This is a genomic window from Pantoea anthophila, assembly GCF_006494375.1.
Classification (GTDB): Bacteria; Pseudomonadota; Gammaproteobacteria; order Enterobacterales; family Enterobacteriaceae; genus Pantoea; species Pantoea anthophila.
Map to the genome: position 1 here is coordinate 259,821 of NZ_VHIZ01000052.1, position 24,992 is coordinate 284,812.

Sequence of the window (24,992 nt, forward strand, 5' to 3'; positions counted from 1 at the left end):
CCCTGGCATATGCGGAGGTGACACAAGTAATGAACCACGCTTTTTCTTCTCCCGGTTCTCTGCGCTCTGGCGCAACACTGGCGCACTCCTGCCTCCCCTCTGTTTCTCTTTCCAGCCGACAATATCTGCGATGCGGTAATTTTACCGACACGAGCGCTGGCTAATCTTTACCTCTGTTCTCAGGGCTTTGTCCCCTCTCTGCGTCCCCGCAGTGGAACGAGACCGGTTATCTATGGTCAATAAAGATCGGGTAAATGTTCTCTGTTTAAACGGATCTGGCCAGGGTGTTTTACACTTAACTCATATGCGTGAAGCGCGCTGACGGCAACGTCAGGTGAACAGGACATGACGTTTAATGGGGTATCTGCGTTTCAGATTAGCGGCCATAAAGCCGGTTAACAGTTTCATCTTTCAACGGAAAATTGAGGTTCGCGATGTCTGACGACATGAAGAATATCAAAGGTTCGTCAGCTGGCGAACAGGGTGCACTCCGCTCCATGCAGGAGGTTGCAATGAACGATCAGGACGCGAGCAAAATGTTGCGGACGTACAACATCGCCTGGTGGGGCAACAACTATTACGACGTCAACGAACTGGGCCACATCAGTGTCTGCCCGGATCCGGATCGCCCGGATGTACGCGTCGATTTAGCCCGGCTGGTGAAAGAGCGCGAAGCACAGGGCCAGCGTCTGCCCGCGCTGTTCTGTTTCCCGCAGATTCTGCAACATCGTCTGCGCTCTATTAACGGCGCGTTCAAACGTGCGCGTGAATCCTACGGCTATACCGGTGACTACTTCCTGGTTTACCCGATTAAAGTCAACCAGCATAAACGCGTCATTGAATCCCTGACCCAGTGCGGTGAACCGCTGGGCCTGGAGGCTGGCTCGAAAGCGGAGCTGATGGCGGTGCTGGCACATGCGGGTCAGACCCGCACGGTGATCGTCTGTAACGGTTATAAAGACCGGGAATATATTCGTCTGGCACTGATTGGCGAGAAGATGGGCCACAAGGTCTATCTGGTGCTGGAAAAAATGACCGAAGTGCGGCTGGTGCTGGAAGAGGCGGAGCGTCTGAATGTGGTGCCGCGTCTGGGTATCCGTGCTCGCCTGGCGTCGCAGGGCTCCGGCAAGTGGCAGTCGAGCGGCGGCGAAAAGTCGAAGTTTGGCCTGTCAGCGACGCAGGTGCTGAAGCTGGTTGAGATTATGCGCGAAGCGGGCCGCATCGACAGCCTGCAGCTGCTGCATTTCCATCTCGGTTCACAGATGTCCAATATCCGCGATATCGCCACCGGTGTGCGTGAGTCGGCGCGTTTCTATGTCGAACTGGCGAAGCTGGGCGTAAACATCAAATGTTTCGACGTCGGCGGCGGTCTGGGTGTCGATTATGAAGGCACGCGCTCGCAGTCTGACTGTTCGGTCAACTATGGCCTCAATGAGTACGCTAACAACGTGATCTGGGGCATCGGGGCCGCCTGTGATGAGCACGGCCTGGAGCACCCGACGGTGATCACCGAGTCCGGTCGTGCCGTGACCGCACACCATACGGTGCTGGTTTCTAACATCATCGGCGTGGAGCGCAACGAGTTCAGCGAACCTGAAACGCCGGATGCCGATGCGCCGCGCCCGATTCTCAGCATGTGGGAAACCTGGCAGGAGATGCACGAGCCGGATACCCGCCGTTCGCTGCGTGAGTGGCTGCACGACAGTCAGATGGACCTGTTCGATATCCACACCGGCTACTCCTCCGGCACTTACGATCTTAAGCAGCGTTCATGGGCTGAGCAGCTCTATCTGAGCATCTGTCACTATATTCAGCAGCATCTCGATCCGAGCAACCGTGCGCATCGTCCGATCATCGACGAACTGCAGGAGCGAATGGCGGATAAGATCTACGTTAACTTCTCGCTGTTCCAGTCGATGCCGGATGCATGGGGTATCGATCAGCTCTTCCCGGTTCTGCCGCTGGAAGGGCTGAATAAGAAGCCGGAACGCCGCGCTGTGCTGCTCGACATCACCTGTGACTCTGACGGTACCATCGATCACTATGTGGATGGCGACGGTATCGCCACCACCATGCCGATGCCGGAATATGACCTGGATAACCCGCCGATGCTGGGCTTCTTCATGGTCGGGGCTTATCAGGAAATTCTGGGCAACATGCACAACCTGTTCGGTGACACCGAGGCGGTGGATGTCTACGCACGCGAAAATGGCGAAGTGGAAGTGCAGCTGTCGGATGAGGGTGACACCGTGGCAGACATGCTGCGTTATGTGCAGCTTGATCCTAACCAGCTGATGTCGCTGTTCCGCAATCAGGTGCAGGCGTCCGATCTCGACGAAGAGCTTCGTGCCCAGTTCCTGGAAGAGTTTGAGAGCGGCCTCTACGGATACACCTATTTAGAAGATGAGTAATCGCATCGTTCAGCCCGCAATCGTATATTGCAGTTGCCGCTGACTATGCCGATAATCTGACTCACTCAATCCCTTCCTCGTCGGGCCTAACGACGCGGAGGGGATTTTTTTTATCTCAACCTTAACGGCTTGCGGGCCTGGCCCGACTTACGCATAGAGAGAGCAATTATGTATAACACGCTTGGCAATCAGTACGACAACTCCCTGGTCTCTAACGCCTTCGGCTTCATGCGCTTTCCGCTGAACTTCCAGCCTTATGACAGCGACGCAGAGTGGGTGATTACCGGTGTACCGTTTGATGCTGCCACCTCTGGTCGTCCGGGCAGCCGCCTGGGGCCGGGCGCCATCCGCCAGATCTCCACCAACCTGGCTTGGGAAGGCTGCCGCTGGCCGTGGGATTTCGATCTGCGTCAGCGTCTGAACGTTGTCGACTGCGGCGATCTGGTTTACGCCTTCGGTGACTCACAGGATCTCTCCGATAAATTACAGGCGCACGCCGAAAAACTGCTGGCCAGTGGCAAGCGCATGATGACCTTTGGCGGCGACCACTACGTGACGCTGCCGCTGCTGCGCGCGCATGCGAAACATTTCGGCAAGATGGCGCTGGTGCACTTTGATGCCCACACCGACACCTACTCCAACGGCCCGACCTTTGACCACGGCACCATGTTCTTTACCGCGCCGAAAGAGGGGCTGATCGATCCTCAGCACTCGGTGCAGATCGGTATCCGAACTGAATTTGACCGGAGCCTGGGCTTCAACGTGCTGGATGCGGCGCAGGTCAATGACCGCAGCGTTGACGATATCCTCGCTGAAGTAAAACGCACCGTCGGCGATCTGCCGGTCTATCTCACCTTCGACATCGACTGTCTGGACCCGGCTCATGCACCTGGCACCGGCACGCCGGTCATTGGCGGCCTGACCACCGACAAAGCGACCAAACTGATCCGTGGCCTGCAGGGCATGAACATCGTGGGTATGGATCTGGTGGAAGTGGCACCGGGCTATGACCATGCGGATTTAACCGCGCTGGCCGCGGCGACGCTGGCGCTGGATATGCTGCATGTTCAGGCGGCCAACAAGGGCTGATTTGCCGCACCCCTCTGATAAGTCTGCCGGGATAATCCGGCAGGCTTTGCTGCCGTCTCCCGCCATTCCCCCTCTGCGTTTTCCCCACGAATACCCTGTCTGACCGGCTGCTGGCTTCGGCCATGCGGTTCAGGCGCAACTGCACATCAGCAACTAAACTTAGTGACATCAATTTTTGACGTGGAGGCAATCATGGGCTTTCTTGATGAACTGGCGGGCTCACTGCAGGGCAGTCAGAGTGACGGGCATCTGCCCGGCCAGCTGCAGGCGGTGTGGCACTGGGTACAGGAGCAGGGCGGCATTGAAGTGCTGCTGCAAAAATTTCAGCAGGGCGGGCTGGGTGAAGTCTTTAGCTCGTGGATTGGCACCGGCAGCAATCAGCCGGTCGCGCACAGCGATATCCACTCGGCGTTTGGTCAGGCGGAACTGCAGTCACTGGCGGATAAGCTGGGAACCGACGTTAAGGGCGCAGCAGGCACGCTGGCGGTGATTCTGCCGCAGCTGATCGACAGGATGTCACCGCAGGGGCGCATGGATGAGGCGTCACTGCATGAGAATAAACTCGATTTAGGCTCAATGGTGGATCAGATATTCAAGCGCTGAATCAGCCAGAGCCGAAAGGTATCAGGCGCATCGCCCTGAAGGATGATGCGCCTGATTGTCTCTTATTTCGCGTCGGCAGCAATGCGATCGCGGATATGCTGAGCGCGCGCTTCTGAAGCCGGGTGGGAGTCAAACATTGAACTCTGACGGCCCTGTTCCAGCTTCGCCAGTTTCTCAAAGCTGGTGACCAGCCCCATGGGGTTAATGTTGCGCTTCTTCATCAGGTCATAGGAGTAGTCATCCGCCTGTGACTCCTGCGACTGGGAGAACTGCGCGTTGACCAGTTTCTCACCCAGCTCGCCCAGCTGCGACTGCGACAGCGAACCGATCACTCCGCCAACCGACGCGGCAGCCGTGCGGGCCGCAGTGGTGGCATACGCCAGCTGCATCGCTTTACGGGTGTGGCCCAGCGCAACGTGACCCATCTCATGGCCCAGTACCCCTTCGACTTCATTGTCGGTCATCATATCCATCAGTCCGCTGTAGACACGGATACAGCCGTTTGCCATCGCCCAGGCGTTGACATCTTTCGTCTGGTAAACCTTGTAGTTAGCCGGGACGCCATTGATGTTGTCGCCCAGCGCGGCGGCAATCTTGTTCAGACGCTGCTGATATTCGCTGTCAGCCGGCGCGATCTGATTCTCTTTGTCCATCTGCTCACAGGACTTATCGCTCAGCTGCTTAACCTGATCGTCGCTCAGCGTGTAAGCCTGATAGGCCTGAGCGCCTGACTGCATCAGCGCGTTATTGTCCAGCCCCTGACAGCCGCTCAGCAGCGTCGCCAGTCCAAGCGCTAATACCGTTTTCTGGATTTTCATGCTCTATCCCATTCATAACAAGGTAAGAAAAACAAACACCTGAAACCGTGCCAGGTGAATAAACGTTTTGGTTATAGCCTGCCAGTCTGCACTTTGCTAGCAGAGTTGGCCGGAAAAGCCATACGAAGCGGTGACATTTAGCGTTTTACAGCATGTACTTTTGCCCCGATTTTCATGTACATTGATGGGCAACTTTTTCCTTGTTTTGCCCGGTAACTCATTAATAACAATAAGTTAAGGCGCGAAGCATTAATCCGACCTGGAGTAGAAAATGCCCTCTCGTAAAGAGCTTGCCAACGCCATTCGTGCGTTAAGTATGGATGCAGTACAGAAAGCGAAATCGGGACATCCGGGTGCCCCAATGGGTATGGCGGACATCGCTGAAGTACTCTGGCGCGGTTACCTGAACCACAACCCGACCAACCCGCAGTGGGCTGACCGCGACCGTTTCGTGCTTTCCAATGGTCACGGCTCCATGCTGATCTATAGCCTGCTGCACCTCACCGGCTACGATCTGCCGATGAGCGAACTGGAAAACTTCCGCCAGCTGCACTCAAAAACTCCAGGTCACCCGGAATATGGCTACACCGCCGGCGTTGAAACCACCACCGGTCCGCTGGGGCAGGGCATCGCTAATGCGGTCGGTTTTGCTATCGCTGAGCGCACCCTGGCCGCGCAGTTCAACCGTCCGGGTCATGACATCGTAGACCACAATACCTATGTCTTCATGGGTGATGGCTGCATGATGGAAGGCATCTCGCACGAAGTCTGCTCACTGGCGGGTACGCTGAAGCTGGGCAAACTGGTGGCCTTCTATGATGACAACGGTATCTCTATCGACGGTCACATTGATGGCTGGTTCACCGATGACACCGCTAAGCGCTTTGAAGCTTACGGCTGGCACGTTGTGCGTGGCGTTGATGGCCACGATGCGGATGCGATTGCTAAAGCGATCGACGAAGCGAAAAGCGTCAGCGACAAGCCATCACTGCTGATGTGCAAAACCGTCATCGGCTTCGGTTCGCCGAACAAAGCGGGCACCCATGATTCACACGGCGCACCGCTGGGTGATGACGAAGTGGCGCTGACCCGTAAACAGCTGGGCTGGAACCACGCACCGTTCGTTATCCCGTCAGAGATCTACGCTGAGTGGGACGCGAAAGAAGCGGGTCAGGCGAAAGAGTCCGCCTGGGATGAGAAATTCGCGGCTTACGCGCAGGCTCACCCGGAACTGGCCGCTGAGTTTAAGCGTCGCATCAGCAATGAGCTGCCTGCTAACTGGCAGGAAGAGTCTCAGAAATTTGTTGAGCAGCTGCAGGCGAACCCGGCGAAGATCGCCAGCCGTAAAGCCTCACAGAATGCGATTGAAGCTTTCGGTAAAATTCTGCCGGAATACCTGGGCGGTTCAGCTGACCTGGCGCCGAGCAACCTGACTGTCTGGTCGGGCTCTAAGCCGATCAATGAAGATGCGGCAGGTAACTACATCCATTACGGCGTGCGTGAATTCGGTATGACCGCTATCGCTAATGGCCTGGCGCTGCACGGCGGCTTCCTGCCTTACACGGCCACCTTCCTGATGTTCGTTGAGTATGCGCGTAACGCTGCGCGTATGGCGGCACTGATGAAGATCCGTCAGATCATGGTCTACACCCACGACTCCATCGGTCTGGGCGAAGATGGCCCGACGCACCAGCCGGTTGAACAGATGGCCAGCCTGCGCACCACGCCAAACATGAGCCTGTGGCGTCCGTGTGACCAGGTTGAATCTGCCGTGGCGTGGAAATACGCGATTGAACGTCAGGATGGCCCGACGGCACTGATCTTCTCCCGTCAGAACCTCGCGCAGCAAGCGCGTGACGCTGAGCAGCTGGCTAACGTGGCGCGCGGCGGCTATGTGCTGAAAGATTGCGACGGCACGCCTGAGCTGATCCTGATCGCCACCGGTTCAGAAGTTGAACTGGCTGTCGGTGCGTGGGACAAACTCACCAGCGAAGGTCGTAAGGTGCGTGTCGTCTCTATGCCTTCAACGGATGCCTTCGACAAGCAGAGCGATGCGTATCGCGAAGCCGTTCTGCCAAAAGCGGTCAGCGCGCGCGTGGCTATCGAAGCGGGCATCGCAGATTACTGGTTCAAATACACCGGTCTGAATGGGGCTATCGTCGGCATGACCAGCTTCGGCGAATCAGCGCCTGCGGATCAGCTGTTTGAACTGTTTGGCTTTACTGTCGACAACGTTGTGGCGAAAGCCAAAGCGCTGCTGGCGTAAAAAACCGGTCAGGCGGGCCTGAATCCGCCTGGCGCTAAACGCAGAGGGACGACTTTTTCGTCCCTCTCGCTCTTTTATTCCTGCAGTAATAACTTGTTTTCGCCTCAATTTGTGACGCAGATCTAAATATAAGCAGTCAGATTGATCACAGTCATTCCCGTTATTCCTTCCTTCCATTATTGTAGCTGAACCGTTTCAGTCGCCAGGCAACTTGCCCTGGTTTCGGACAATGCCGGGTAAGAATCTCCTGTACAAAATGCAGTGAAACGCTCAGGCTAACGGCACGTTTTTTTCAGTCTGACGTGGCAGGAGAGAAATGACGGTACGGGTAGCAATAAATGGTTTTGGCCGGATTGGACGCAACGTTCTGCGCGCGTTATATGAAACGGGCCGGCGGGCGGAGATTACGGTGGTGGCGATCAACGAGCTGGCGGAAGCCACCGGGATGGCGCACCTGCTGAAATATGACACCAGCCATGGCCGTTTTGCTTTTGATGTGCGGCAGGAGCGCGATGTGATGTGGGTGGGGGGCGATACCCTGCGCATTCTGCACCGTGCAGAGATTGCCGATCTGCCGTGGCGTGAACTCGATGTTGATGTGGTACTGGACTGCACCGGCGTTTACGGTTCGCGCGCGGATGGCGAAGCGCATCTTCAGGCGGGTGCCAAAAAAGTGCTGTTCTCTCATCCCGGCGGAAACGATCTCGACGCGACCGTGGTGTATGGCGTTAATCAGCAGGATCTGAGCGCCAGCGACCGCATCGTCTCCAATGCCTCCTGTACCACCAACTGCATTATTCCGGTAATTAAACTGCTGGATGATGCGTTTGGCATCGAATCCGGCACCGTCACCACGATTCACTCGGCGATGCACGATCAGCAGGTGATCGACGCTTATCACAGCGATCTGCGCCGCACCCGAGCAGCCAGCCAGTCGATCATTCCGGTCGACACCCGGCTGGCGGCGGGCATCACCCGCATTTTTCCGAAATTCAACGATCGCTTTGAGGCGATAGCGGTTCGCGTCCCGACGATCAACGTGACGGCTATTGATCTCAGCGTTTCTGTTCGTCAGGCAGTGAAGGCGTGCGAGGTTAACACCCTGTTGCAAAGCGCGGCAGAGGGGGCATTTCGTGGTATAGTTGACTATACGGAATTACCGTTAGTCTCTGTAGATTTTAACCATGATCCGCACAGCGCCATTGTGGACGGAACGCAAACGCGGGTCAGCGGTCAACACCTTATCAAGACCCTGGTCTGGTGTGACAACGAATGGGGCTTTGCTAACCGAATGCTCGACACGACGTTAGCCATGGCCGCAAGCGGTTTCAGGTAAGACGCGGTTTGCGTCTGGCAAAACTTATGAGAATCAACGAGAGGGTTCACCATGTCTGTAATTAAGATGACCGATCTGGATCTGGCTGGCAAACGCGTGCTGATCCGTGCCGATCTCAACGTACCGGTTAAAGAAGGTAAAGTGACGTCTGATGCACGTATCCGTGCTTCTCTGCCCACCATTGAAGCGGCGTTGAAACAGGGCGCGAAAGTAATGGTTACCTCTCACCTGGGTCGTCCGACCGAAGGTGAATACAACGAAGAGTTCTCGCTGCTGCCGGTCGTGAACTACCTGAAAGAGAAGCTGAGCGGCACCAATGTGACCCTGGCAAAAGATTACCTCGACGGCGTGGAAGTGGGCGCTGGCGAACTGGTGGTGCTGGAAAACGTTCGCTTTAACAAAGGCGAGAAGAAAGACGACGAAGCGCTGTCTAAAAAATATGCTGCCCTGTGCGACGTCTTCGTGATGGATGCGTTTGGTACTGCACACCGCGCGCAGGCCTCTACTCACGGCGTCGGCAAATTTGCGCCTGTTGCCTGTGCCGGTCCGCTGCTCTCCGCTGAACTGGAAGCGCTGGGCAAGGTGATGACCAACCCTGAGCGTCCGCTGGTCGCTGTCGTAGGCGGTTCTAAAGTTTCAACCAAATTTGATGTGCTGCAGTCGCTGGTCAAAATCGCGGACACCGTGATTGTCGGCGGCGGCATCGCCAACACCTTCGTGGCTATCGACAATAAAGTCGGTAAATCCCTGTATGAGCCAGACTTCGTTGAAGCAGCGAAAGGCCTGCGCGATCAGCACGGTATTCCGGTTCCGACTGACTCACGTGTCGGCACGGAATTCTCCGAAACTGCACCAGCGACCGTGAAAAAGGTTTCGGAAGTGGCGGATAACGAAGAGATTATGGACTTCGGTGACGAAACCGCACAGGCGATGGCTGCCATCCTGAAGGATGCGAAAACCATCCTGTGGAACGGCCCGGTGGGCGTATTCGAGTTCCCTAACTTCCGTAAAGGCACCGAAATCGTGGCGAACGCTATTGCAGACAGTGAGGCGTTCTCTGTGGCTGGCGGCGGCGACACCTTAGCGGCGATCGACCTGTTCGGTATCGAAGACAAAATTTCCTACATCTCTACCGGTGGCGGCGCGTTCCTTGAGTTCGTGGAAGGCAAGAAACTGCCTGCCGTCGCCATGCTGGAAGAGCGTGCGAAGCAGTAAACCTTTGGGGGTGATGCCCTGCGGCATCGCCTGAAGTCTTGCCCGTCTGGGCGTTTAAATCGACGTTCCTTAAGGGGAACAACGGTCACGAAACAGGACACAATCATGTCTAAAATTTTTGATTTCGTAAAACCCGGCGTTGTCACTGGTGATGACGTACAGAAGATCTTCAAAGTCGCGAAAGAGAACAAATTCGCACTGCCAGCCGTGAACTGCGTCGGCACCGACTCTATCAATGCCGCACTGGAAGCTGCTGCGAAAGTTAAAGCACCAATCATCATTCAGTTCTCTAACGGTGGTGCGGCTTTCATCGCGGGTAAAGGTTTCAAGACTGACAAACCACAGGGCGCCGCTATTTTCGGTGCAATCTCGGGTGCACACCATGTTCACCTGATGGCTGAGCAGTATGGCGTGCCGGTAATTCTGCACACTGACCACTGTGCCAAGAAACTGCTGCCGTGGATCGACGGTCTGCTGGACGCAGGTGAAGAGTACTACCAGAAAAACGGTAAACCGCTGTTCTCTTCTCACATGATTGACCTGTCAGAAGAGTCTCTGGAAGAGAACATCGAAATCAGCAGCAAATACCTGGCGCGCATGGCGAAACTCGACATGACCCTGGAGATTGAACTGGGCTGCACCGGCGGTGAAGAAGATGGCGTTGATAACAGCCACATGGACGCATCTGCACTCTACACCCAGCCAGAAGATGTGAACTACGCGTACGAAAAACTGCATGCGATCAGCCCGCGCTTCACCATTGCGGCGTCATTCGGTAACGTTCACGGCGTGTACAAGCCAGGCAACGTGAAACTGACCCCGACCATTCTGCGTGATTCGCAGAAGTTTGTGTGTGAAAAACATGGCCTGCCGCACAACGCGCTGGACTTCGTTTTCCACGGCGGTTCAGGTTCTTCAGCAGCAGAGATCGAAGAGTCTATCAGCTACGGCGTGATCAAGATGAACATCGATACCGATACCCAGTGGGCAACCTGGGACGGCATTCTGCAGTACTACAAAAAGAACGAAGGCTATCTGCAGTCGCAGTTGGGTAACCCGGAAGGCGACGACAAGCCAAACAAAAAATATTACGACCCACGCGTCTGGCTGCGTTCTGCCCAGGCGTCTATGGTGGTCCGTCTGGAGCAGGCTTTCAAAGAGCTTAACGCTGTCGACGTACTGTAACACCCTGGTGGTTACCGTATAAAAAAGGCCCGAAAGGGCCTTTTTTTTGCCTTTTTTTCAGCAGATTTATGTCAGAGGTCATGCAGGTTTGGCACACCGGCATTTATTGTTTACCCTTTTGTCAGGGATTGTCAGAGCGGTTCTGACAATGTGGTCTCATTCCCTTTGGGATTTAATTACAGGATGGTTACATGCAGGATACGGGCATGATCGATGAAATCAACAACGCGGGAAACTGGATTATACGAAATCAGGAACTCCTGATTAGCTATGCGGTAAACATCGTCGCCGCGATTGCGATTATCGTGGTAGGGCTGATGATTGCGCGCATCATCGCCAATGCGGTCAATCGTCTGCTGCGCGCGCGTCACATTGATACCACGGTCGCTGACTTCCTGTCTGCGCTGGTACGCTATGGCATTATCGCGTTCACGCTTATCGCCGCACTGGGGCGTATCGGCGTCCAGACCACCTCGGTCATTGCTATTCTGGGTGCAGCCGGTCTGGCTGTAGGCCTGGCATTAAAAGATTCCCTGTCAAACCTCGCGGCGGGTGTGCTGCTGGTGATTTTCCGCCACTTCCGGGCCGGTGAGTTTGTCGATCTGGGCGGCATCATGGGGACGGTCATGAACGTACAGATCTTCTCCACGACCCTCAAATCGGCTGACGGCAAGCTGGTGGTGGTGCCTAACGGTAAAATCATCACCGGTAATATCGTTAACTTCTCGCGCGAGCCGATACGCCGCAATGAATTTATCATTGGCGTCTCTTACGATGCGGATGTTGATCAGGTGCTGACGCTGCTGCGCGAAGTGGTTGATGCTGATAGCCGTGTTCTGCAGGAGAAAGGCGTGCAGGTGGGTCTGAATGAGCTGGCGGCCTCCTCAATGAACTTTGTGGTGCGCTGCTGGAGCAACAGCGGAGACCTGCAGGATGTTTACTGGGATCTGCTGAAGAACTTTAAGCGTGCGCTGGATGGAAAAGGGATTGGCATTCCTTATCCACAGATGGATGTGCATCTGCACCGTGTTAAAAAGCCGGAGACCGCCGCGCCAGAGACAATCGCGCCACAGGCCCAGCCGGAGTAATCGTTTTATGGGCGACCCCGGTCGCCCATTCATTTTGCTAATCGCAGATTAATTCTTTCAATTTCCGCTAATCATCGCCCCCTCTTATACTGCTTCACATCTGACGATGTGAGGACATAATTCTGTGATATCTCTCTACTTTCAGGGGCTTGCCCTGGGTGCCGCACTGATTCTGCCGCTGGGTCCGCAGAACGCCTTTGTCATGAATCAGGGGGTAAAGCGGCAGTACCACCTGATGACAGCGGCGCTCTGCTCGCTGAGCGATATTCTGCTGATTTGCGGCGGTATTTTCGGCGGAAGTGCACTCCTGAGTCACTCTCCGCTGCTGCTGGGGGCAATCACCTGGGCGGGCGTGGCATTTCTGCTCTGGTACGGCTGGGGCGCGCTGCGTCACGCCTTTCGCGGCGATGTCGATCTGGCAGAGGGGACGTCGCGCAGGCAGAGCAGGGGACGCATCGTGGCGACGCTGCTGGCGGTGACCTGGCTCAACCCGCACGTCTATCTTGATACCTTTGTGGTGCTGGGCAGCCTTGGCGGTCAGTTGCCGACCACCGCGGCGCGTCAGTGGTTCGCGCTGGGAACCATCAGCGCCTCTGTCCTGTGGTTTTTCGGCCTGGCCCTGCTGGCCGCGTGGCTCTCACCGCGTCTGCGCACTGCGACGGCACAGCGCATCATTAACCTGCTGGTCGGCGCAGTGATGTGGTTTATTGCCCTGCAACTGGCGCGCCAGGGTATCGCCGCTTTCTGAACAGAACGCGAACAGCCTGCGGTTATTGCCGCACCGCTGGCGAACTTTTGCCATAATGACCACTCAAAGCATGGCGCATACCGATGCGCTGCTGGGCTTCGCCGGTTAGAAGCCGTCATAGTGACCTTTTCAAGGAGGACTTTCATGAAACTGAAAGCATTGGCTCTGGCCGCAATCATGAGCGCCGGAGCACTGCCTGGCGTACACGCTGATGAGTTACCAAATGGGCCGCACGTGGTGACCTCAGGCAAGGCAACAGTCGATGCCCGTCCCGATATCGCTACGCTCTCTATCGTGGTGAATGTCTCATCCAAAGATGCCGCCGATGCGAAAAAGCAGGCGGACAGCCGGGTTGCACAATATTTCGATTTTCTGCAGAAAAACGGCATTGAGAAGAAAGATATTGATGCGGCTAACCTGAGTACCCAGCCAGAGTACGATTACACCAAAGAGGGCAAATCTGTCCTGAAAGGCTATCGCGCGGTGCGTCAGGTTCAGGTCACTCTGCGTCAGCTGGACAAGCTGAACGATCTGCTGGATGGCGCACTGAAATCGGGCCTGAACGAGGTGCGCAGCGTCGAGTTAGGCGTGGCAAACCCGGAGAGCTACAAAGAGCAGGCACGTAAAGCGGCGATTAAAAATGCCACTCAGCAGGCCTCACAGCTGGCTGAAGGCTTTAACGCGAAGCTGGGGCCGATCTACAGCATCCGCTATCAGGTCGCTAACTATCAGCCGATGCCGATGAACCGCATGTATAAAGCGGCGGCAGCAGCCGATACCTCAGCCCAGGAAACCTACGATCAGCAGAGCATTAACTTTGACGATCAGGTCGATGTGGTGTTTGAACTCAAGCCTAACGCGCCATAATGCAAAACGGGGCTGATGTCCCGTTTGAAATTGTTGACAAAACCTGGCCCGGTTCGCTGTGAGACGGTGCCTGCACAGGAAACAGGGTCAGATCGGAAAGTCGCTAAGGCCAATCCCTGGCCGCTCGGCCCGCACCATCCCTGGCGCGGGACGCTTTCCTCTTCTGACCCTGCTCCCTGCGCGTTTAACTTTTCTGTTGTTGTAAGAGTCTTCTTTATCCCGATATGTCAGCAACAAAAACGGGGCTTTCGCCCCGTTTTTGTTTTCAGGCGGCAACGTCGTCCTGACGCAGCACCCGATGTCCATGCGCTATCAGCGCATCGGTGACCCGACGCATCAGACGGCTCTCCGGCGCAAAACGATGCCAGTAGAGCATCCGGCGCTGATACAGGCCAGGCGTCAAATCGATTAACTCCCCGCTTGCCAGCTCGCGCTCAATCTGCAGATGCGGAATCATACAGCAGGTCGACCCCTGTCGTGCCATCTGCACAAAGGCTTCCGATGAGTTGACGATGTGGCAGGGCACGCTCCCGGGTGAGAGGTCGAAATTCTGCTGCAGGAAGGCCTGATGCATATCATCAAGGTGGTCGAACGCGACCGCAGGCGCCTTCAGCAGGGCAGAGCGGGTCACCCCGTTGGGGAAGAAGCGATCGGCAAAGTCGCGCGACGCCACAAACAGATAGTCGAGCGCGCCGAGCTGGTCCACCAGACAGCTGGGCAGCGGCTGCGGCTGAATACTGACCGCGCCCACCACCTCACCGCGACGCAGACGCTCCTGGGTGCGGGTTTCATCTTCCACCTGCAGATTCAGGCGCACGGGCGAGTCGGCCAGCACATCTTTCAGGGCGGGCAGCAGCCATGTCGCCAGACTGTCGGCGTTGACCGCCAGCGACAGCAGCAGCGGCGTGGTTCCACTGTTCTCATCACCCAGCCACTCCTCTTCCAGCAGCTCGACCTGATGCAGTAATGCGAGCAGTTTCTGGCCCTGTTCGGTCGGACGCGGCGGCACGGTGCGCACCAGCAGCGGCTGACCAAACAGGTTCTCCAGCTGCTTAATACGCTGAGACACCGCCGACTGGGTGATGCAGAGTTTCTGTGCGGCTCGCTCAAATCCGCGTTCGCGGATCACTGAATCCAGCGCCTGAAGCGTTCGATAATCCGGGCGTTTCATTATTCTTCTCTCTCCTTCAGGGTGGACGTCACTATGCCACAAAAGTGCCGCCTGTGATGGCTCACCTGTTTTTTGTGGGCTGGCTTCCAAAGCGTTAAATCCGCGTCGGTCAGCCGAGCATTTTCAGCCAGCCTTGTTTTATACTACGCGCACTTCGTTGTCGCACAGGTTTTAAACATACCATGACCCAGGATGAACTGAAAAAAGCCGTTGGCTGGGCTGCACTTGAGTACGTGCAGCCGGGGACGGTTGTTGGCGTAGGCACCGGATCCACCGCTGCCCACTTTATCGATGCGCTTGCCACAGTCAGGCATCAGATCGAAGGTGCCGTCTCCAGCTCGGATGCCTCGACCCTGAAACTGAAAAGCCTGGGCATTCCGGTGTTTGACCTGAACGAGATCGATCTGCTGTCGGTTTACGTCGATGGTGCGGATGAGATCAACCCGCAGATGCAGATGATCAAAGGCGGTGGCGCGGCGCTGACGCGTGAAAAGATCGTAGCCGCGGTGGCGCAGACCTTTATCTGTATCGCCGACGCCTCTAAAGAGGTCGATGTGCTGGGCCGCTTCCCGCTGCCGATCGAGGTGATCCCGATGGCGCGCAGTTACGTTGCGCGTGAGCTGGTTAAAATGGGCGGCCTGCCGGAGTATCGCCAGAATGTCATCACCGATAACGGCAACATCATTCTCGACGTGCATAATCTGACTATTCTCGATCCGATTGCGCTGGAAAAGAGCATCAACGCTTTGCCTGGCGTGGTCACCGTGGGCCTGTTTGCCGCACGCGGCGCCGATATTGCGCTGATAGGCGGTCCGGATGGCGTGAAAACCATCAAAAAATGATCTGTCCGGCGTCGATACGGCGCCGCTTATTTCTGCCTGCAAATCATCTTTTCTCGCCCGGGTGAAATTTGGTGACTTATGTCACATAACCGTTATCCGCAACGGTTTCATTCTCTCTTCAACCCTGACCCCGTGATTTTGTCTGGCATTGTGGTGCTGCCAGCCGTTGCCGTGCTGGCTCCCGGGCAATCGTTTGTATTGCCCGACGCGATTTTTTTGATATTTTGACAGAAGGCTGGCTTATGGTACTCCTCATTGAATGCTGAATAGGATCGGGAAATGGCAAAGGTATCACTGGATAAAGATAAGATTAAGTTCCTGCTGGTGGAGGGTGTGCATCAGAGCGCGCTGGACAACCTGCGGGCTGCAGGCTACACCAACATCGAATTTCACAAGGGCGCGCTGGACGCTGACGCATTAAAAGCCTCCATCCGTGATGCGCACTTCATTGGTATCCGTTCCCGCTCCCAGCTCACTGAAGAGATTTTTGCGGCAGCTGAAAAGCTGGTCGCTGTCGGCTGTTTCTGTATCGGAACCAACCAGGTTGACCTGCAGGCCGCCGCCAGCCGCGGGATTCCGGTCTTCAATGCGCCATTCTCCAATACCCGCTCGGTCGCTGAACTGGTGATTGGTGAAATGCTGCTGATGCTGCGTGGCATCCCGGAAGCGAATGCCAAAGCGCACCGTGGTATCTGGAACAAGAATGCCAAAGGCTCATTCGAAGCGCGTGGGAAAAAACTCGGCATCATCGGTTACGGCCATATCGGGATGCAGCTGGGCGTGCTGGCAGAGAGCCTGGGCATGCACGTTTTCTTCTATGACATTGAAAACAAGCTGCCGCTGGGTAATGCCACTCAGGTTCGCCATCTGGCGGAACTGCTCAACATGAGCGACGTTGTGAGCCTGCACGTACCGGAAACCGTGTCGACACAGGATATGATCGGGGCGGAGCAGCTGGCGCAGATGAAGCCTGGCGCGCTGCTGATTAACGCCTCTCGTGGCACGGTTGTGGATATCCCGGCGCTGTGCGAGGCACTGGCCAGCAAGCATGTGGGAGGCGCGGCCATCGACGTCTTCCCGGTCGAGCCAGCCACCAACAGCGATCCCTTTATCTCTCCGCTGAGTGAGTTCGACAACGTGATCCTGACGCCGCACATTGGCGGATCGACAGAAGAAGCGCAGGAGAACATCGGTATTGAAGTTGCGGGCAAGCTGGCGAAATACTCCGACAACGGTTCCACCCTGTCGGCGGTCAACTTCCCGGAAGTCTCACTGCCGATCCACGGCATCAGCGCCAGCCGTCTGCTGCACATCCACGAGAACCGTCCGGGCGTGCTGACGGCGATCAACCAGATTTTCGCCGAGCAGGGCATTAACATCGCCGCTCAGTATCTGCAGACGTCGCCATTTATGGGCTATGTGGTCATCGATATCGATGCTGAGCCGGAAGTGGCGGAGAAAGCTCTGCAGCTGATGAAGGCTATTCCGGGCACTATCCGCGCGCGTTTACTTTACTAAGCGCTACCCGCCTGGAGAGGCGCTGAGTCGCGTCTCTTCAGGTTTCATTGCAGCCAGATGCGCCCGGACAGGGGATTGAGTCATCTGAAAATTCCGTAACACTACTTCCTCTACTCCCACTGCCACAGCTTTGACGGCGTCATTACGGCCGGCAAAGGCACATCCCATTCTGCCACCGGCAGGCTGTCAACCTGCTGACAATCGTGGGCCAGACCCACGGGCAAAAAGCCGTGCTGCCGCCAGTTCTGCAGCGTGCGATCGTAGAAGCCTCCGCCCATCCCCAGACGCTGACCGGCGTGGTCAAACGCCACCAGCGGCACCATCATCAGATCCAGCTGATCCAGGGTGATCAACTGCCGGATATCCAGCGGCGGTTCGGGAATACGCAGTTTATTGGTCTGCAAGGGGGTGTCGGGCGAATAGCGCAGAAACAGTAAATTACCGGGAGAGAAGGGGTGCAAAACCGGCAGACAGACCGTTTTTTTCAGATGCCACAACCGGGCAATCAGCGGACGGGTGTTGAGCTCTCCATCCACCGACAGAAACAGGGCAATATTTTGTGCGGCAGTGAGCGGGGCGTAGTTCAGGGCCAGCTCCGCAAGCTGTTCGGCCGCCTGGGCCTGCTGCTCGTCCGTCAGCGCCCGGCGCAGATGACGCACCTGCTGGCGAATTTCCTGACGCTGTAACATGGAAGGTGCAGAGATGGAAGGTTCAGACATGATTTCCCCGCCGGATAAGTCGCTGTTCAGCGACTATAACATGTCGGTCGGGGGAAAAAAGCAGGAGTGCTGAAAGGGAGATCTCCGAGATGCCGCCGTAGGCTGTAACCCTTGAACCCTTGGTTCAAGGTGAACATGCCGTCGTAACCATCAGGCTTCTCGGACGGACCGAGCATGCACACAGGTAACAGAGCGTCACATTCTGTTTTTTCGAAATATCGGCTCAGGGGACTGGCCCACTTGCAAACATCTCAGAGAAAATTTACCTCACCGTTACTGTAGCACAGCAACCATGAAGTTTTATTCGAACTTCGCATCCTGGCGGTCGGTTATGCGACCCTGCTCAACTAACGCCTGCTCAATCGTCTGCTGCAGCATACGGATACGCTGTTCCATATTAGCAGCATAATCGCGCGTTTTCACTTTCTCTTGCGCCAGTTCATGGCAGACGTTTAACGCGGCGATGAACACCAGTTGCTCTGTATTTGTGACTCTAGTGCGAACTTTTAAATCTTGCAACCGCTGATTGAGATCGTCAGCCGCACTATTGAGCGCATCTTGCTGCTCTGGCGGACAATTCACTCTTAACGAACGACCAAAAATTTGTAAATCTACCGGTTGTGCAGACATGCCACCTTCCTGACTGATTACTTCGCTCGCAACTCCCTTAGCAGTCAATGGCTTGGGAGGCGGGCAACTATATAGACCCACGAAATAAGATACAACCCCTTTTCTGGAAACCTTGAGGCAGCTAGTGGTAGCATAACACGAACTTATTCTGCCAACGACGATGAAAACTTATGTCCTTACAGAACGCAACCCCCGATTACAACGCGCTTGCGGCGGTGCTCTCACAGCAGGGTGTTGGAATGACGCCCGCAGAAATGCACGGCCTGCTGAGTGGGATCCTCTGCGGCGGTAACCAGGACACCAGCTGGAAGACGCTGGTCCACGATCTGGCTAACGAAGGCATGGCGTTTTCTCACTCTCTCGCAGTGCCACTGACAGAACTGCACGCGCACACGGCGACCACGCTGGAAGATGAAGGCTTTCTGTTTCAGCTGCTGCTGCCCGCTGATGATGACATCACCGTCTTTGACCGTGCCGATGCGCTGGCGGGCTGGGTGAACCATTTTCTGCTCGGCCTGGGCGTAACACAGCCTAAACTGGATAAGGTCACCGGGGAAACCGGCGAAGCCATTGATGACCTGCGCACCATCGCTCAGCTCGGTTATGAAGAGGATGAAGACCAGGAGGAGCTGGAGCAGTCGCTGGAAGAGGTGATTGAGTATGTGCGCGTGGCAGCCCTGCTGTGTCATGACACCTTTACCCGCCCACAGCCCACTGCGCCAGAAGTGCAAAAGCCGACGCTGCATTAAGTCAGGCATTTCAGGTCAACGAGTTTAACCGGTCAGTTTACAGGGAGTGCAGAGATGATTTCACTGGAACGATTCCTGCAGCGCCGTCAGGCGCTGTTAGCGAAGATGGCGCCAGGCAGCGCCGCGTTAATTTTTGCTGCGCCTGAAGTGACGCGCAGTAATGACACCGAGTATCCGTTTCGTCAGAGCAGCGATTTCAGCTATTTCACCGGTTTTAACGAGCCACAGGCGCTGCTGGTCCTGATCAAAAGCGATGAGAATCACAACCACAGCGTGCTGTTTAACCGCGTGCGTGACCTCACGGCAGAGATCTGGTCTGGCCGTCGGCTGGGTCAGGAGGCGGCTCCCGCGAAACTGGGCGTGGATCGCGCCTTGCCCTGGGACGACATTGGCGAACAGCTGCACCTGCTGCTCAACGGCCTGGATGTGATCTACCACGCACAGGGTGACTACAGCCATGCCGATGCCCTGGTGTTCAGCGCTCTGGAAAAACTGCGTCGTGGGTTCCGCCAGAACCTCAGCGCGCCTGCCACCCTGACCGACTGGCGTCCCTGGGTGCATGAGATGCGCCTGTTCAAGGATGCGGATGAAATCGAGCTGATGCGCCGCGCCGGGAAGATCAGTGCCCTGGCCCATACCCGTGCCATGCTGGCCTGCCAGCCAGGCATGTTTGAGTATCAGCTGGAGGGAGAGATTCATCACGAATTTGCCCGTCATGGCGCGCGCTTCCCGGCCTACAACACCATTGTCGGTGCCGGAGAAAACGGCTGCATTCTGCACTACACCGAAAATGAAAGTGAAATGCGTGACGGCGATCTGGTGCTGATCGATGCCGGCTGCGAGTTCCACGGCTATGCCGGGGATATCACCCGCACCTTCCCGGTTAACGGCAAATTCAGCCCGGCGCAGCGCGCGATTTATGACATCGTTCTGGCTTCACTGAACCGGGCGCTGGAGATGTTCCGGCCTGGCATCAGCATTCGCGAAGTCAACGATGAAGTCGTACGCATTATGATCACCGGTCTGGTTGAGCTGGGCATTCTCGACGGTGACGTCGATACGCTGATTGCCGAAGAGGCGCATCGTCAGTTCTACATGCATGGTCTGGGCCACTGGCTGGGGCTGGATGTTCACGATGTTGGCCACTACGGCACGCCGAGCCGCGACCGGATACTGGAACCGGGCATGGTGTTAACGGTTGAACCGGGCCTCTACATCGCGCCGGATGCGGATGTTCCTGTGGCGTATCGCGGCATCGGTATCCGTATCGAAGATGACATTGTGATCACCGAAGAGGGCATTGAAAATCTCACCGACAGCGTCGTGAAAGAGGCCGATGAGATTGAGGCGCTGATGGCGGCGGCTAAACAGGCATGACGATTCTGATTGCCGGTGGCGGCATGACCGGGGCGACGCTGGCGCTGGCGATCTCCCATCTCACTCAGGGCAAACTGCCGGTGACGCTAATCGAGCGCAGCGAGCCTGCCAGCCGGGCGCACCCCGGCTTTGATGGCCGGGCGATTGCGCTCTCAGCCGGTACCTGCCAGCAGCTGGCGGCGATTAACCTCTGGCAGCGCATCGCCAGCTGTGCCACGCCGATTACTGATATCCATGTCTCCGACCGCGGCCACGCAGGCTTTGTCTCGATGGCGGCGGCTGACTATGAGATTCCGGCGCTGGGGCAGGTTGTCGAACTGTTTGACGTCGGTCAGCGACTGTTTGCTGAACTGAAAAAAGCGCCGGGCGTGACGTTGCGCTGTCCGGCTCGCGTGACCCAGGCAACCCGCAGCGAAGAGCAGGTTGAGGTGACGCTGGACAACGGCGAGCAACTCAGCGGAAAAGTGCTGGTGGCGGCAGATGGTACACGCTCTGCACTGGCGGCATCCTGTGGCATCCAGTGGCAGACTGAGGCGTATCAGCAGCTGGCGGTTATCGCCAACGTTTCCACCGCGCTGCCTCATCAGGGCCGGGCGTTTGAACGTTTCACCGAGCATGGCCCGCTGGCGCTGTTGCCGATGTCCGGGAACCGTCTGTCGCTGGTCTGGTGCCATCCGGCGTCACAGCGCGAAAAAATAGTACAGTGGAGTGATGCTGAATTCCTCAGCGAGTTGCAGCGCGCCTTTGGCTGGCGGCTGGGGAAATTCACCCACACCGGTCAGCGCGAATGCTACCCGCTGGCGCTGCACCAGGCGGTGCAGACGGTAACGCATCGCGTGGCGGTGGTAGGCAATGCGGCACAGACGCTGCATCCGATTGCCGGGCAGGGCTTTAACCTGGGCCTGCGTGGCGTGATGTCGCTGGCGGAAACGCTGGCCGCTGCCCATCGGCAACAGCAGGACCCCGGCAGCTATGCGGTTCTGAATCACTATCAGCAACGCCGGCAGTCCGACCGTGCCGCCACCATTGGCATCACAGACGGGCTGGTTCGCGTCTTTGCCAATCGTTACGCCCCGCTGGTGGCAGGACGTAACCTGGGCCTGCTGGCGATGGACCATCTGCCGTGGCTACGAAATCAACTGGCTGAGCGCACGCTTGGCTGGGTTAAGCGTTAATAAAGAGGCTCAGATGCAAACTTTTGATGTGGTGATTGCCGGTGGCGGAATGGTGGGGCTGGCTGTCGCCTGCGGCTTGCAGGGCAGTGGACTGCGCATCGCCGTACTGGAAAAATCGCCGGAGCCGCCCCTGGCGCTGAGCGCGTCACCCTCCGTCCGTGTTTCGGCAATTAATGCCGCCAGTGAGCGTCTGCTGCAGAAGCTGGATGTCTGGTCGACAATCCTTTCCCTGCGCGCCAGCCCCTATCACGGTATGGAAGTGTGGGAGAAGGACAGTTTTGGAGCCATCGCGTTTGATGATGAGCAGCAGGGCCTGTCGCATCTTGGCCACATCATCGAAAATCCGGTGATCCAGAGCGCGCTCTGGCAACGCGCCAGCACCTGCAGTGACGTCACGCTGATGGCGCCTTCGCAGTTGCAGCAGGTGGCATTTGGTGACAACGAAGCCTTTATCACGCTGCAGGATGGCAGCATGCTAAGCGCGCGCTTAATGATTGCTGCTGATGGCGCAAACTCCTGGCTGCGCAACAAAGCGGATATTCCACTGACCTTCTGGGATTACGACCACCACGCGTTGGTGGCTAACGTTCGCACCGAACAACCTCATGACGCGGTGGCGCGTCAGGTGTTCCACGGCGACGGCATACTGGCGTTCCTGCCGATGCAGGACCCACACCTCAGCTCTATCGTCTGGTCGCTGTCGCCTCAGGAAGCCAGCCGCCTGGAAACCATGCCGGACGCGCTGTTCAACCAGCAGCTCTCCGTGGCGTTTGATATGCGCCTCGGCCTCTGCCAGCTGGAAAGCGAGCGCAAAACGTTTCCGCTGGTGGCGCGCTACGCCCGCAACTTCGCGGCGCACCGTCTGGCGCTGGTCGGGGATGCGGCTCACACCATCCATCCGCTGGCAGGACAGGGGGTTAACCTGGGCTTCATGGACGCCGCAGAGCTGATCGGTGAGATCCGGCGTCTCCATCAGCAGGGCAAAGATATCGGTCAGCACCTCTATCTGCGCCGCTATGAGCGCAGCCGTAAACACAGCGCCGCCATGATGCTGGCGGGCATGCAGGGCTTCCGCGAAATGTTTGCGGGCAACAACCCGGCGAAAAAACTGCTGCGTGATGTCGGTCTGAAGCTGGCGGACCGTTTACCGGGCGTCAAACCGATGATGCTGAAACAGGCGATGGGCCTGACCGATTTGCCCGCCTGGCTTCGCTGAATCTGCCGCTCTGCTAAGCCAGCTTCTGCTGGCTTTTTTTATCTCTCAAACCCCTCTGCACCACAAAAAGGCAACGCTGCACCAGCAGGGTTCCTCGTTTGATTTATTCTAATTTTGCGTGAGATTTCGCATTACTTTTTTTTATCCGGAAGCGCGCTGAAGGCGGGATCTTTTTAACAACCCGGACGTCGTGCCGCATAAATTTGCTGCGTATATTTAAATAGCCTGCATTTATTGCGCGATTAATCACAAAAATGCAGTTTATTATCCTGTTGCCTCCAATTCCTGGTTAGTCTGTGCCTCTGCTTTCGACCCCGATTTGCTTATGGTTAATCGCCAGATTCGGTGGTAACGTCAGCCTCAGGAGAACGTTTGCGTCGGCACAGTATGACGGCGCGCTTTTGTACTCATTCGCTTCTGCACAGGATGGTTATGACTCAGCAAACACCTCTGTTTGAACAGCATCAGGCCTGCGGTGCCCGCATGGTGGACTTTCATGGCTGGATGATGCCTTTGCACTACGGCTCCCAGATGGATGAACATCATGTCGTGCGCAGTGACGCCGGCATGTTTGATGTCTCCCACATGACCATTGTCGATCTGACCGGTCCCCGTACCCGCGAGTTTCTGCGCTACCTGCTGGCGAACGATGTGGCAAAACTGACCCAGCCCGGCAAGGCGCTCTACACCGGGATGCTCAATGCCTCGGGTGGCGTCATTGACGATTTAATTGTTTACTTTATGAGCGAGACGTTCTTCCGGCTGGTCGTGAACTCCGCGACCCGTGAGAAAGATCTCGCCTGGATAGCGCAGCACGCGCAGAACTACGGCATTACGCTGACCGAACGCGATGATCTGGCGCTGATTGCCGTGCAGGGTCCACAGGCACAGCAGAAAGCGCAGACGCTGTTCAGCGAAGAGCAGCGTCAGGCCGTCGCAGGCATGAAGCCCTTTTTCGGCGTACAGGCGGGCGATCTGTTTATCGCTACAACGGGTTACACCGGTGAAGCGGGATATGAGATTGCGCTGCCCGCAGGCGAGGCGGCGGGGTTCTGGCAGCGCCTGCTGGCTGCAGGGGTGAAACCGGCCGGACTGGGCGCGCGCGACACCCTGCGTCTGGAAGCGGGGATGAACCTCTATGGTCAGGAGATGGATGAAGGTGTCTCACCGCTGGCCGCCAATATGGGCTGGACCGTCTGCTGGGAGCCAGCAGACCGCGATTTCATCGGCCGGGAAGCCCTGGAGCTACAGCGTGAACGCGGAACGGAAAAGCTGGTGGGACTGATCATGACGGAAAAAGGGGTGCTGCGTCACGGGCAGCCGGTGCGTTTCACGGATGAGCAGGGCCAGCAGCAGGAAGGGATCATTACCAGCGGTTCTTTCTCACCGACCCTGGGTTGCAGCATCGCCCTGGCGCGCGTCCCCGCTTCCGTCGGCAGCGCCGCCATCGTCGAGATCCGTAACCGCCAGATGCCGGTACAGGTCACCCGTCCCATTTTTGTCCGCGCCGGTAAGCCGGTCGCTCAGTAAATTTTATTCAGGAGAAATGGCCAATGAGCAATGTGCCGAATACGTTGAAATACCGCGACAGCCACGAATGGGTGCGCAAAGAAGAGGATGGCAGCTACACCGTGGGCATTACCGAACATGCGCAGGAGCTACTGGGCGACATGGTGTTTGTCGATTTGCCGGAAGTGGGCGCGACGTTCGCAGCCGGTGAAGAGTGTGCGGTAGCGGAATCCGTTAAAGCGGCTTCAGATATTTATGCGCCCCTCAGCGGTGAAATTGTGGCGGTCAACGACGCGCTGACCGACTCACCGGAGCAGGTTAACAGCGAGCCTTATGCAGGCGGCTGGTTATTCAAAATGAAAGCCAGCGACGCGTCCGAACTTGACTCGCTGCTGGATGCGGATGCCTATAAAGCCTCCATCGACGAGTAATCGTCAGGCGGCCTCCTGCAGAGGCCGCT

Annotated in this window: 22 protein-coding genes and 1 other RNA gene; 18 read left to right on the plus strand and 5 right to left on the minus strand. The window is 56.8% G+C overall.

The window, feature by feature from the left end; genetic code table 11:
• Positions 1 to 434: 434 nt before the first annotated feature.
• The 3 genes from speA (at position 435) to FJW00_RS16545 (ending at position 4,103) form a co-directional block, all read left to right on the plus strand.
• Entirely contained in the window at positions 435 to 2,411 is a 1,977-nt protein-coding gene (gene speA, locus FJW00_RS16535; protein ID WP_009087130.1) for a biosynthetic arginine decarboxylase, read from the plus strand.
• 168 nt (positions 2,412 to 2,579) lie between these two features.
• A complete protein-coding gene (gene speB / locus FJW00_RS16540) occupies positions 2,580 to 3,500 on the plus strand; it encodes an agmatinase (RefSeq protein WP_009087129.1) in 921 nt (306 codons plus the stop codon).
• Between the two features lie 192 nt (positions 3,501 to 3,692).
• Positions 3,693 to 4,103 (plus strand): YidB family protein, encoded by a 411-nt coding sequence (locus FJW00_RS16545; protein WP_009087128.1) that lies wholly within the window; start codon positions 3,693 to 3,695, stop codon positions 4,101 to 4,103.
• Positions 4,104 to 4,165: 62 nt separating this feature from the next.
• On the opposite strand, the gene loiP is transcribed toward FJW00_RS16545, so the two are convergent.
• Complete coding sequence (loiP, locus tag FJW00_RS16550) at positions 4,166 to 4,921, minus strand: metalloprotease LoiP (protein ID WP_046102507.1); 756 nt, start codon at positions 4,919 to 4,921, stop codon at positions 4,166 to 4,168.
• 271 nt (positions 4,922 to 5,192) lie between these two features.
• Between loiP and tkt the strand changes: the two genes are divergently transcribed.
• The 7 genes from tkt (at position 5,193) to FJW00_RS16585 (ending at position 13,626) form a co-directional block, all read left to right on the plus strand.
• Complete coding sequence (tkt, locus tag FJW00_RS16555; protein WP_009087124.1) at positions 5,193 to 7,187, plus strand: transketolase; 1,995 nt, start codon at positions 5,193 to 5,195, stop codon at positions 7,185 to 7,187.
• Positions 7,188 to 7,503: 316 nt separating this feature from the next.
• A complete protein-coding gene (gene epd, locus FJW00_RS16560) occupies positions 7,504 to 8,523 on the plus strand; it encodes an erythrose-4-phosphate dehydrogenase (protein ID WP_009087123.1) in 1,020 nt (339 codons plus the stop codon).
• Between the two features lie 51 nt (positions 8,524 to 8,574).
• On the plus strand, positions 8,575 to 9,738 hold the full coding sequence (pgk, locus tag FJW00_RS16565; protein WP_009087121.1) for a phosphoglycerate kinase: 1,164 nt from the start codon (positions 8,575 to 8,577) through the stop codon (positions 9,736 to 9,738).
• Between the two features lie 105 nt (positions 9,739 to 9,843).
• Positions 9,844 to 10,923 (plus strand): class II fructose-bisphosphate aldolase, encoded by a 1,080-nt coding sequence (fbaA, locus tag FJW00_RS16570; protein WP_009087119.1) that lies wholly within the window; start codon positions 9,844 to 9,846, stop codon positions 10,921 to 10,923.
• A 191-nt stretch (positions 10,924 to 11,114) separates the two neighbouring features.
• Positions 11,115 to 12,011, plus strand: a complete 897-nt coding sequence (gene mscS, locus FJW00_RS16575) for a small-conductance mechanosensitive channel MscS (protein WP_046102504.1) — start codon at positions 11,115 to 11,117, stop codon at positions 12,009 to 12,011.
• A 124-nt stretch (positions 12,012 to 12,135) separates the two neighbouring features.
• Complete coding sequence (gene argO, locus FJW00_RS16580) at positions 12,136 to 12,759, plus strand: arginine exporter ArgO (protein WP_058958469.1); 624 nt, start codon at positions 12,136 to 12,138, stop codon at positions 12,757 to 12,759.
• Between the two features lie 144 nt (positions 12,760 to 12,903).
• Entirely contained in the window at positions 12,904 to 13,626 is a 723-nt protein-coding gene (locus tag FJW00_RS16585; RefSeq protein ID WP_009087113.1) for an oxidative stress defense protein, read from the plus strand.
• 265 nt (positions 13,627 to 13,891) lie between these two features.
• On the opposite strand, the gene FJW00_RS16590 is transcribed toward FJW00_RS16585, so the two are convergent.
• Positions 13,892 to 14,797, minus strand: coding sequence for a LysR family transcriptional regulator ArgP (locus FJW00_RS16590; RefSeq protein WP_009087111.1), 906 nt, complete (start codon positions 14,795 to 14,797; stop codon positions 13,892 to 13,894).
• 182 nt (positions 14,798 to 14,979) lie between these two features.
• Between FJW00_RS16590 and rpiA the strand changes: the two genes are divergently transcribed.
• Both rpiA and serA read left to right on the plus strand, forming a co-directional pair.
• Positions 14,980 to 15,639 carry a ribose-5-phosphate isomerase RpiA gene (rpiA, locus tag FJW00_RS16595; protein WP_046102502.1) on the plus strand — a complete coding sequence of 220 codons (660 nt, stop codon included), beginning with the start codon at positions 14,980 to 14,982 and terminating at the stop codon, positions 15,637 to 15,639.
• A 279-nt stretch (positions 15,640 to 15,918) separates the two neighbouring features.
• On the plus strand, positions 15,919 to 17,157 hold the full coding sequence (gene serA / locus FJW00_RS16600; protein WP_009087106.1) for a phosphoglycerate dehydrogenase: 1,239 nt from the start codon (positions 15,919 to 15,921) through the stop codon (positions 17,155 to 17,157).
• Positions 17,158 to 17,267: 110 nt separating this feature from the next.
• On the opposite strand, the gene FJW00_RS16605 is transcribed toward serA, so the two are convergent.
• From FJW00_RS16605 to zapA, 3 genes are all read right to left on the minus strand, one after another.
• Positions 17,268 to 17,876 (minus strand): 5-formyltetrahydrofolate cyclo-ligase, encoded by a 609-nt coding sequence (locus FJW00_RS16605; protein ID WP_140924980.1) that lies wholly within the window; start codon positions 17,874 to 17,876, stop codon positions 17,268 to 17,270.
• A 77-nt stretch (positions 17,877 to 17,953) separates the two neighbouring features.
• Positions 17,954 to 18,137: non-coding RNA, 6S RNA (gene ssrS / locus FJW00_RS16610), on the minus strand.
• 39 nt (positions 18,138 to 18,176) lie between these two features.
• A complete protein-coding gene (gene zapA / locus FJW00_RS16615; protein WP_009087102.1) occupies positions 18,177 to 18,506 on the minus strand; it encodes a cell division protein ZapA in 330 nt (109 codons plus the stop codon).
• Between the two features lie 170 nt (positions 18,507 to 18,676).
• Here zapA and FJW00_RS16620 point away from each other — a divergent pair, with 170 nt between their 5' ends.
• The 6 genes from FJW00_RS16620 (at position 18,677) to gcvH (ending at position 24,963) form a co-directional block, all read left to right on the plus strand.
• Entirely contained in the window at positions 18,677 to 19,255 is a 579-nt protein-coding gene (locus FJW00_RS16620) for a YecA/YgfB family protein (protein WP_009087101.1), read from the plus strand.
• Positions 19,256 to 19,309: 54 nt separating this feature from the next.
• Positions 19,310 to 20,632 (plus strand): Xaa-Pro aminopeptidase, encoded by a 1,323-nt coding sequence (gene pepP, locus FJW00_RS16625; protein ID WP_084690459.1) that lies wholly within the window; start codon positions 19,310 to 19,312, stop codon positions 20,630 to 20,632.
• Positions 20,629 to 21,807, plus strand: coding sequence for a 2-octaprenyl-6-methoxyphenyl hydroxylase (gene ubiH, locus FJW00_RS16630; RefSeq protein WP_140924982.1), 1,179 nt, complete (start codon positions 20,629 to 20,631; stop codon positions 21,805 to 21,807). Before pepP ends, ubiH begins: the two co-directional genes overlap by 4 nt.
• A 13-nt stretch (positions 21,808 to 21,820) precedes the next feature.
• The gene (ubiI, locus tag FJW00_RS16635; protein ID WP_058958034.1) at positions 21,821 to 23,023 is read left to right on the plus strand and encodes an FAD-dependent 2-octaprenylphenol hydroxylase; all 1,203 of its coding nucleotides are present in this window, start codon (positions 21,821 to 21,823) and stop codon (positions 23,021 to 23,023) included.
• 432 nt (positions 23,024 to 23,455) lie between these two features.
• Positions 23,456 to 24,553, plus strand: a complete 1,098-nt coding sequence (gene gcvT / locus FJW00_RS16640; protein WP_140924984.1) for a glycine cleavage system aminomethyltransferase GcvT — start codon at positions 23,456 to 23,458, stop codon at positions 24,551 to 24,553.
• Positions 24,554 to 24,576: 23 nt separating this feature from the next.
• A complete protein-coding gene (gene gcvH, locus FJW00_RS16645; RefSeq protein ID WP_009087090.1) occupies positions 24,577 to 24,963 on the plus strand; it encodes a glycine cleavage system protein GcvH in 387 nt (128 codons plus the stop codon).
• Positions 24,964 to 24,992 lie beyond the last annotated feature (29 nt).

What these genes read in the sequence shown, in the direction of transcription:
- speA (WP_009087130.1), top strand. Translation starts at nt 435, where the DNA reads ATGTCTGACGACATGAAGAATATCAAAGGTTCGTCAGCTGGCGAACAG.
- speB (WP_009087129.1), top strand. Translation starts at nt 2,580, where the DNA reads ATGTATAACACGCTTGGCAATCAGTACGACAACTCCCTGGTCTCTAAC.
- FJW00_RS16545 (WP_009087128.1), top strand. Translation starts at nt 3,693, where the DNA reads ATGGGCTTTCTTGATGAACTGGCGGGCTCACTGCAGGGCAGTCAGAGT.
- loiP (WP_046102507.1), bottom strand. Translation starts at nt 4,921, where the DNA reads ATGAAAATCCAGAAAACGGTATTAGCGCTTGGACTGGCGACGCTGCTG.
- tkt (WP_009087124.1), top strand. Translation starts at nt 5,193, where the DNA reads ATGCCCTCTCGTAAAGAGCTTGCCAACGCCATTCGTGCGTTAAGTATG.
- epd (WP_009087123.1), top strand. Translation starts at nt 7,504, where the DNA reads ATGACGGTACGGGTAGCAATAAATGGTTTTGGCCGGATTGGACGCAAC.
- pgk (WP_009087121.1), top strand. Translation starts at nt 8,575, where the DNA reads ATGTCTGTAATTAAGATGACCGATCTGGATCTGGCTGGCAAACGCGTG.
- fbaA (WP_009087119.1), top strand. Translation starts at nt 9,844, where the DNA reads ATGTCTAAAATTTTTGATTTCGTAAAACCCGGCGTTGTCACTGGTGAT.
- mscS (WP_046102504.1), top strand. Translation starts at nt 11,115, where the DNA reads ATGCAGGATACGGGCATGATCGATGAAATCAACAACGCGGGAAACTGG.
- FJW00_RS16585 (WP_009087113.1), top strand. Translation starts at nt 12,904, where the DNA reads ATGAAACTGAAAGCATTGGCTCTGGCCGCAATCATGAGCGCCGGAGCA.
- FJW00_RS16590 (WP_009087111.1), bottom strand. Translation starts at nt 14,797, where the DNA reads ATGAAACGCCCGGATTATCGAACGCTTCAGGCGCTGGATTCAGTGATC.
- rpiA (WP_046102502.1), top strand. Translation starts at nt 14,980, where the DNA reads ATGACCCAGGATGAACTGAAAAAAGCCGTTGGCTGGGCTGCACTTGAG.
- serA (WP_009087106.1), top strand. Translation starts at nt 15,919, where the DNA reads ATGGCAAAGGTATCACTGGATAAAGATAAGATTAAGTTCCTGCTGGTG.
- FJW00_RS16605 (WP_140924980.1), bottom strand. Translation starts at nt 17,876, where the DNA reads ATGTCTGAACCTTCCATCTCTGCACCTTCCATGTTACAGCGTCAGGAA.
- zapA (WP_009087102.1), bottom strand. Translation starts at nt 18,506, where the DNA reads ATGTCTGCACAACCGGTAGATTTACAAATTTTTGGTCGTTCGTTAAGA.
- FJW00_RS16620 (WP_009087101.1), top strand. Translation starts at nt 18,677, where the DNA reads ATGTCCTTACAGAACGCAACCCCCGATTACAACGCGCTTGCGGCGGTG.
- pepP (WP_084690459.1), top strand. Translation starts at nt 19,310, where the DNA reads ATGATTTCACTGGAACGATTCCTGCAGCGCCGTCAGGCGCTGTTAGCG.
- ubiH (WP_140924982.1), top strand. Translation starts at nt 20,629, where the DNA reads ATGACGATTCTGATTGCCGGTGGCGGCATGACCGGGGCGACGCTGGCG.
- ubiI (WP_058958034.1), top strand. Translation starts at nt 21,821, where the DNA reads ATGCAAACTTTTGATGTGGTGATTGCCGGTGGCGGAATGGTGGGGCTG.
- gcvT (WP_140924984.1), top strand. Translation starts at nt 23,456, where the DNA reads ATGACTCAGCAAACACCTCTGTTTGAACAGCATCAGGCCTGCGGTGCC.
- gcvH (WP_009087090.1), top strand. Translation starts at nt 24,577, where the DNA reads ATGAGCAATGTGCCGAATACGTTGAAATACCGCGACAGCCACGAATGG.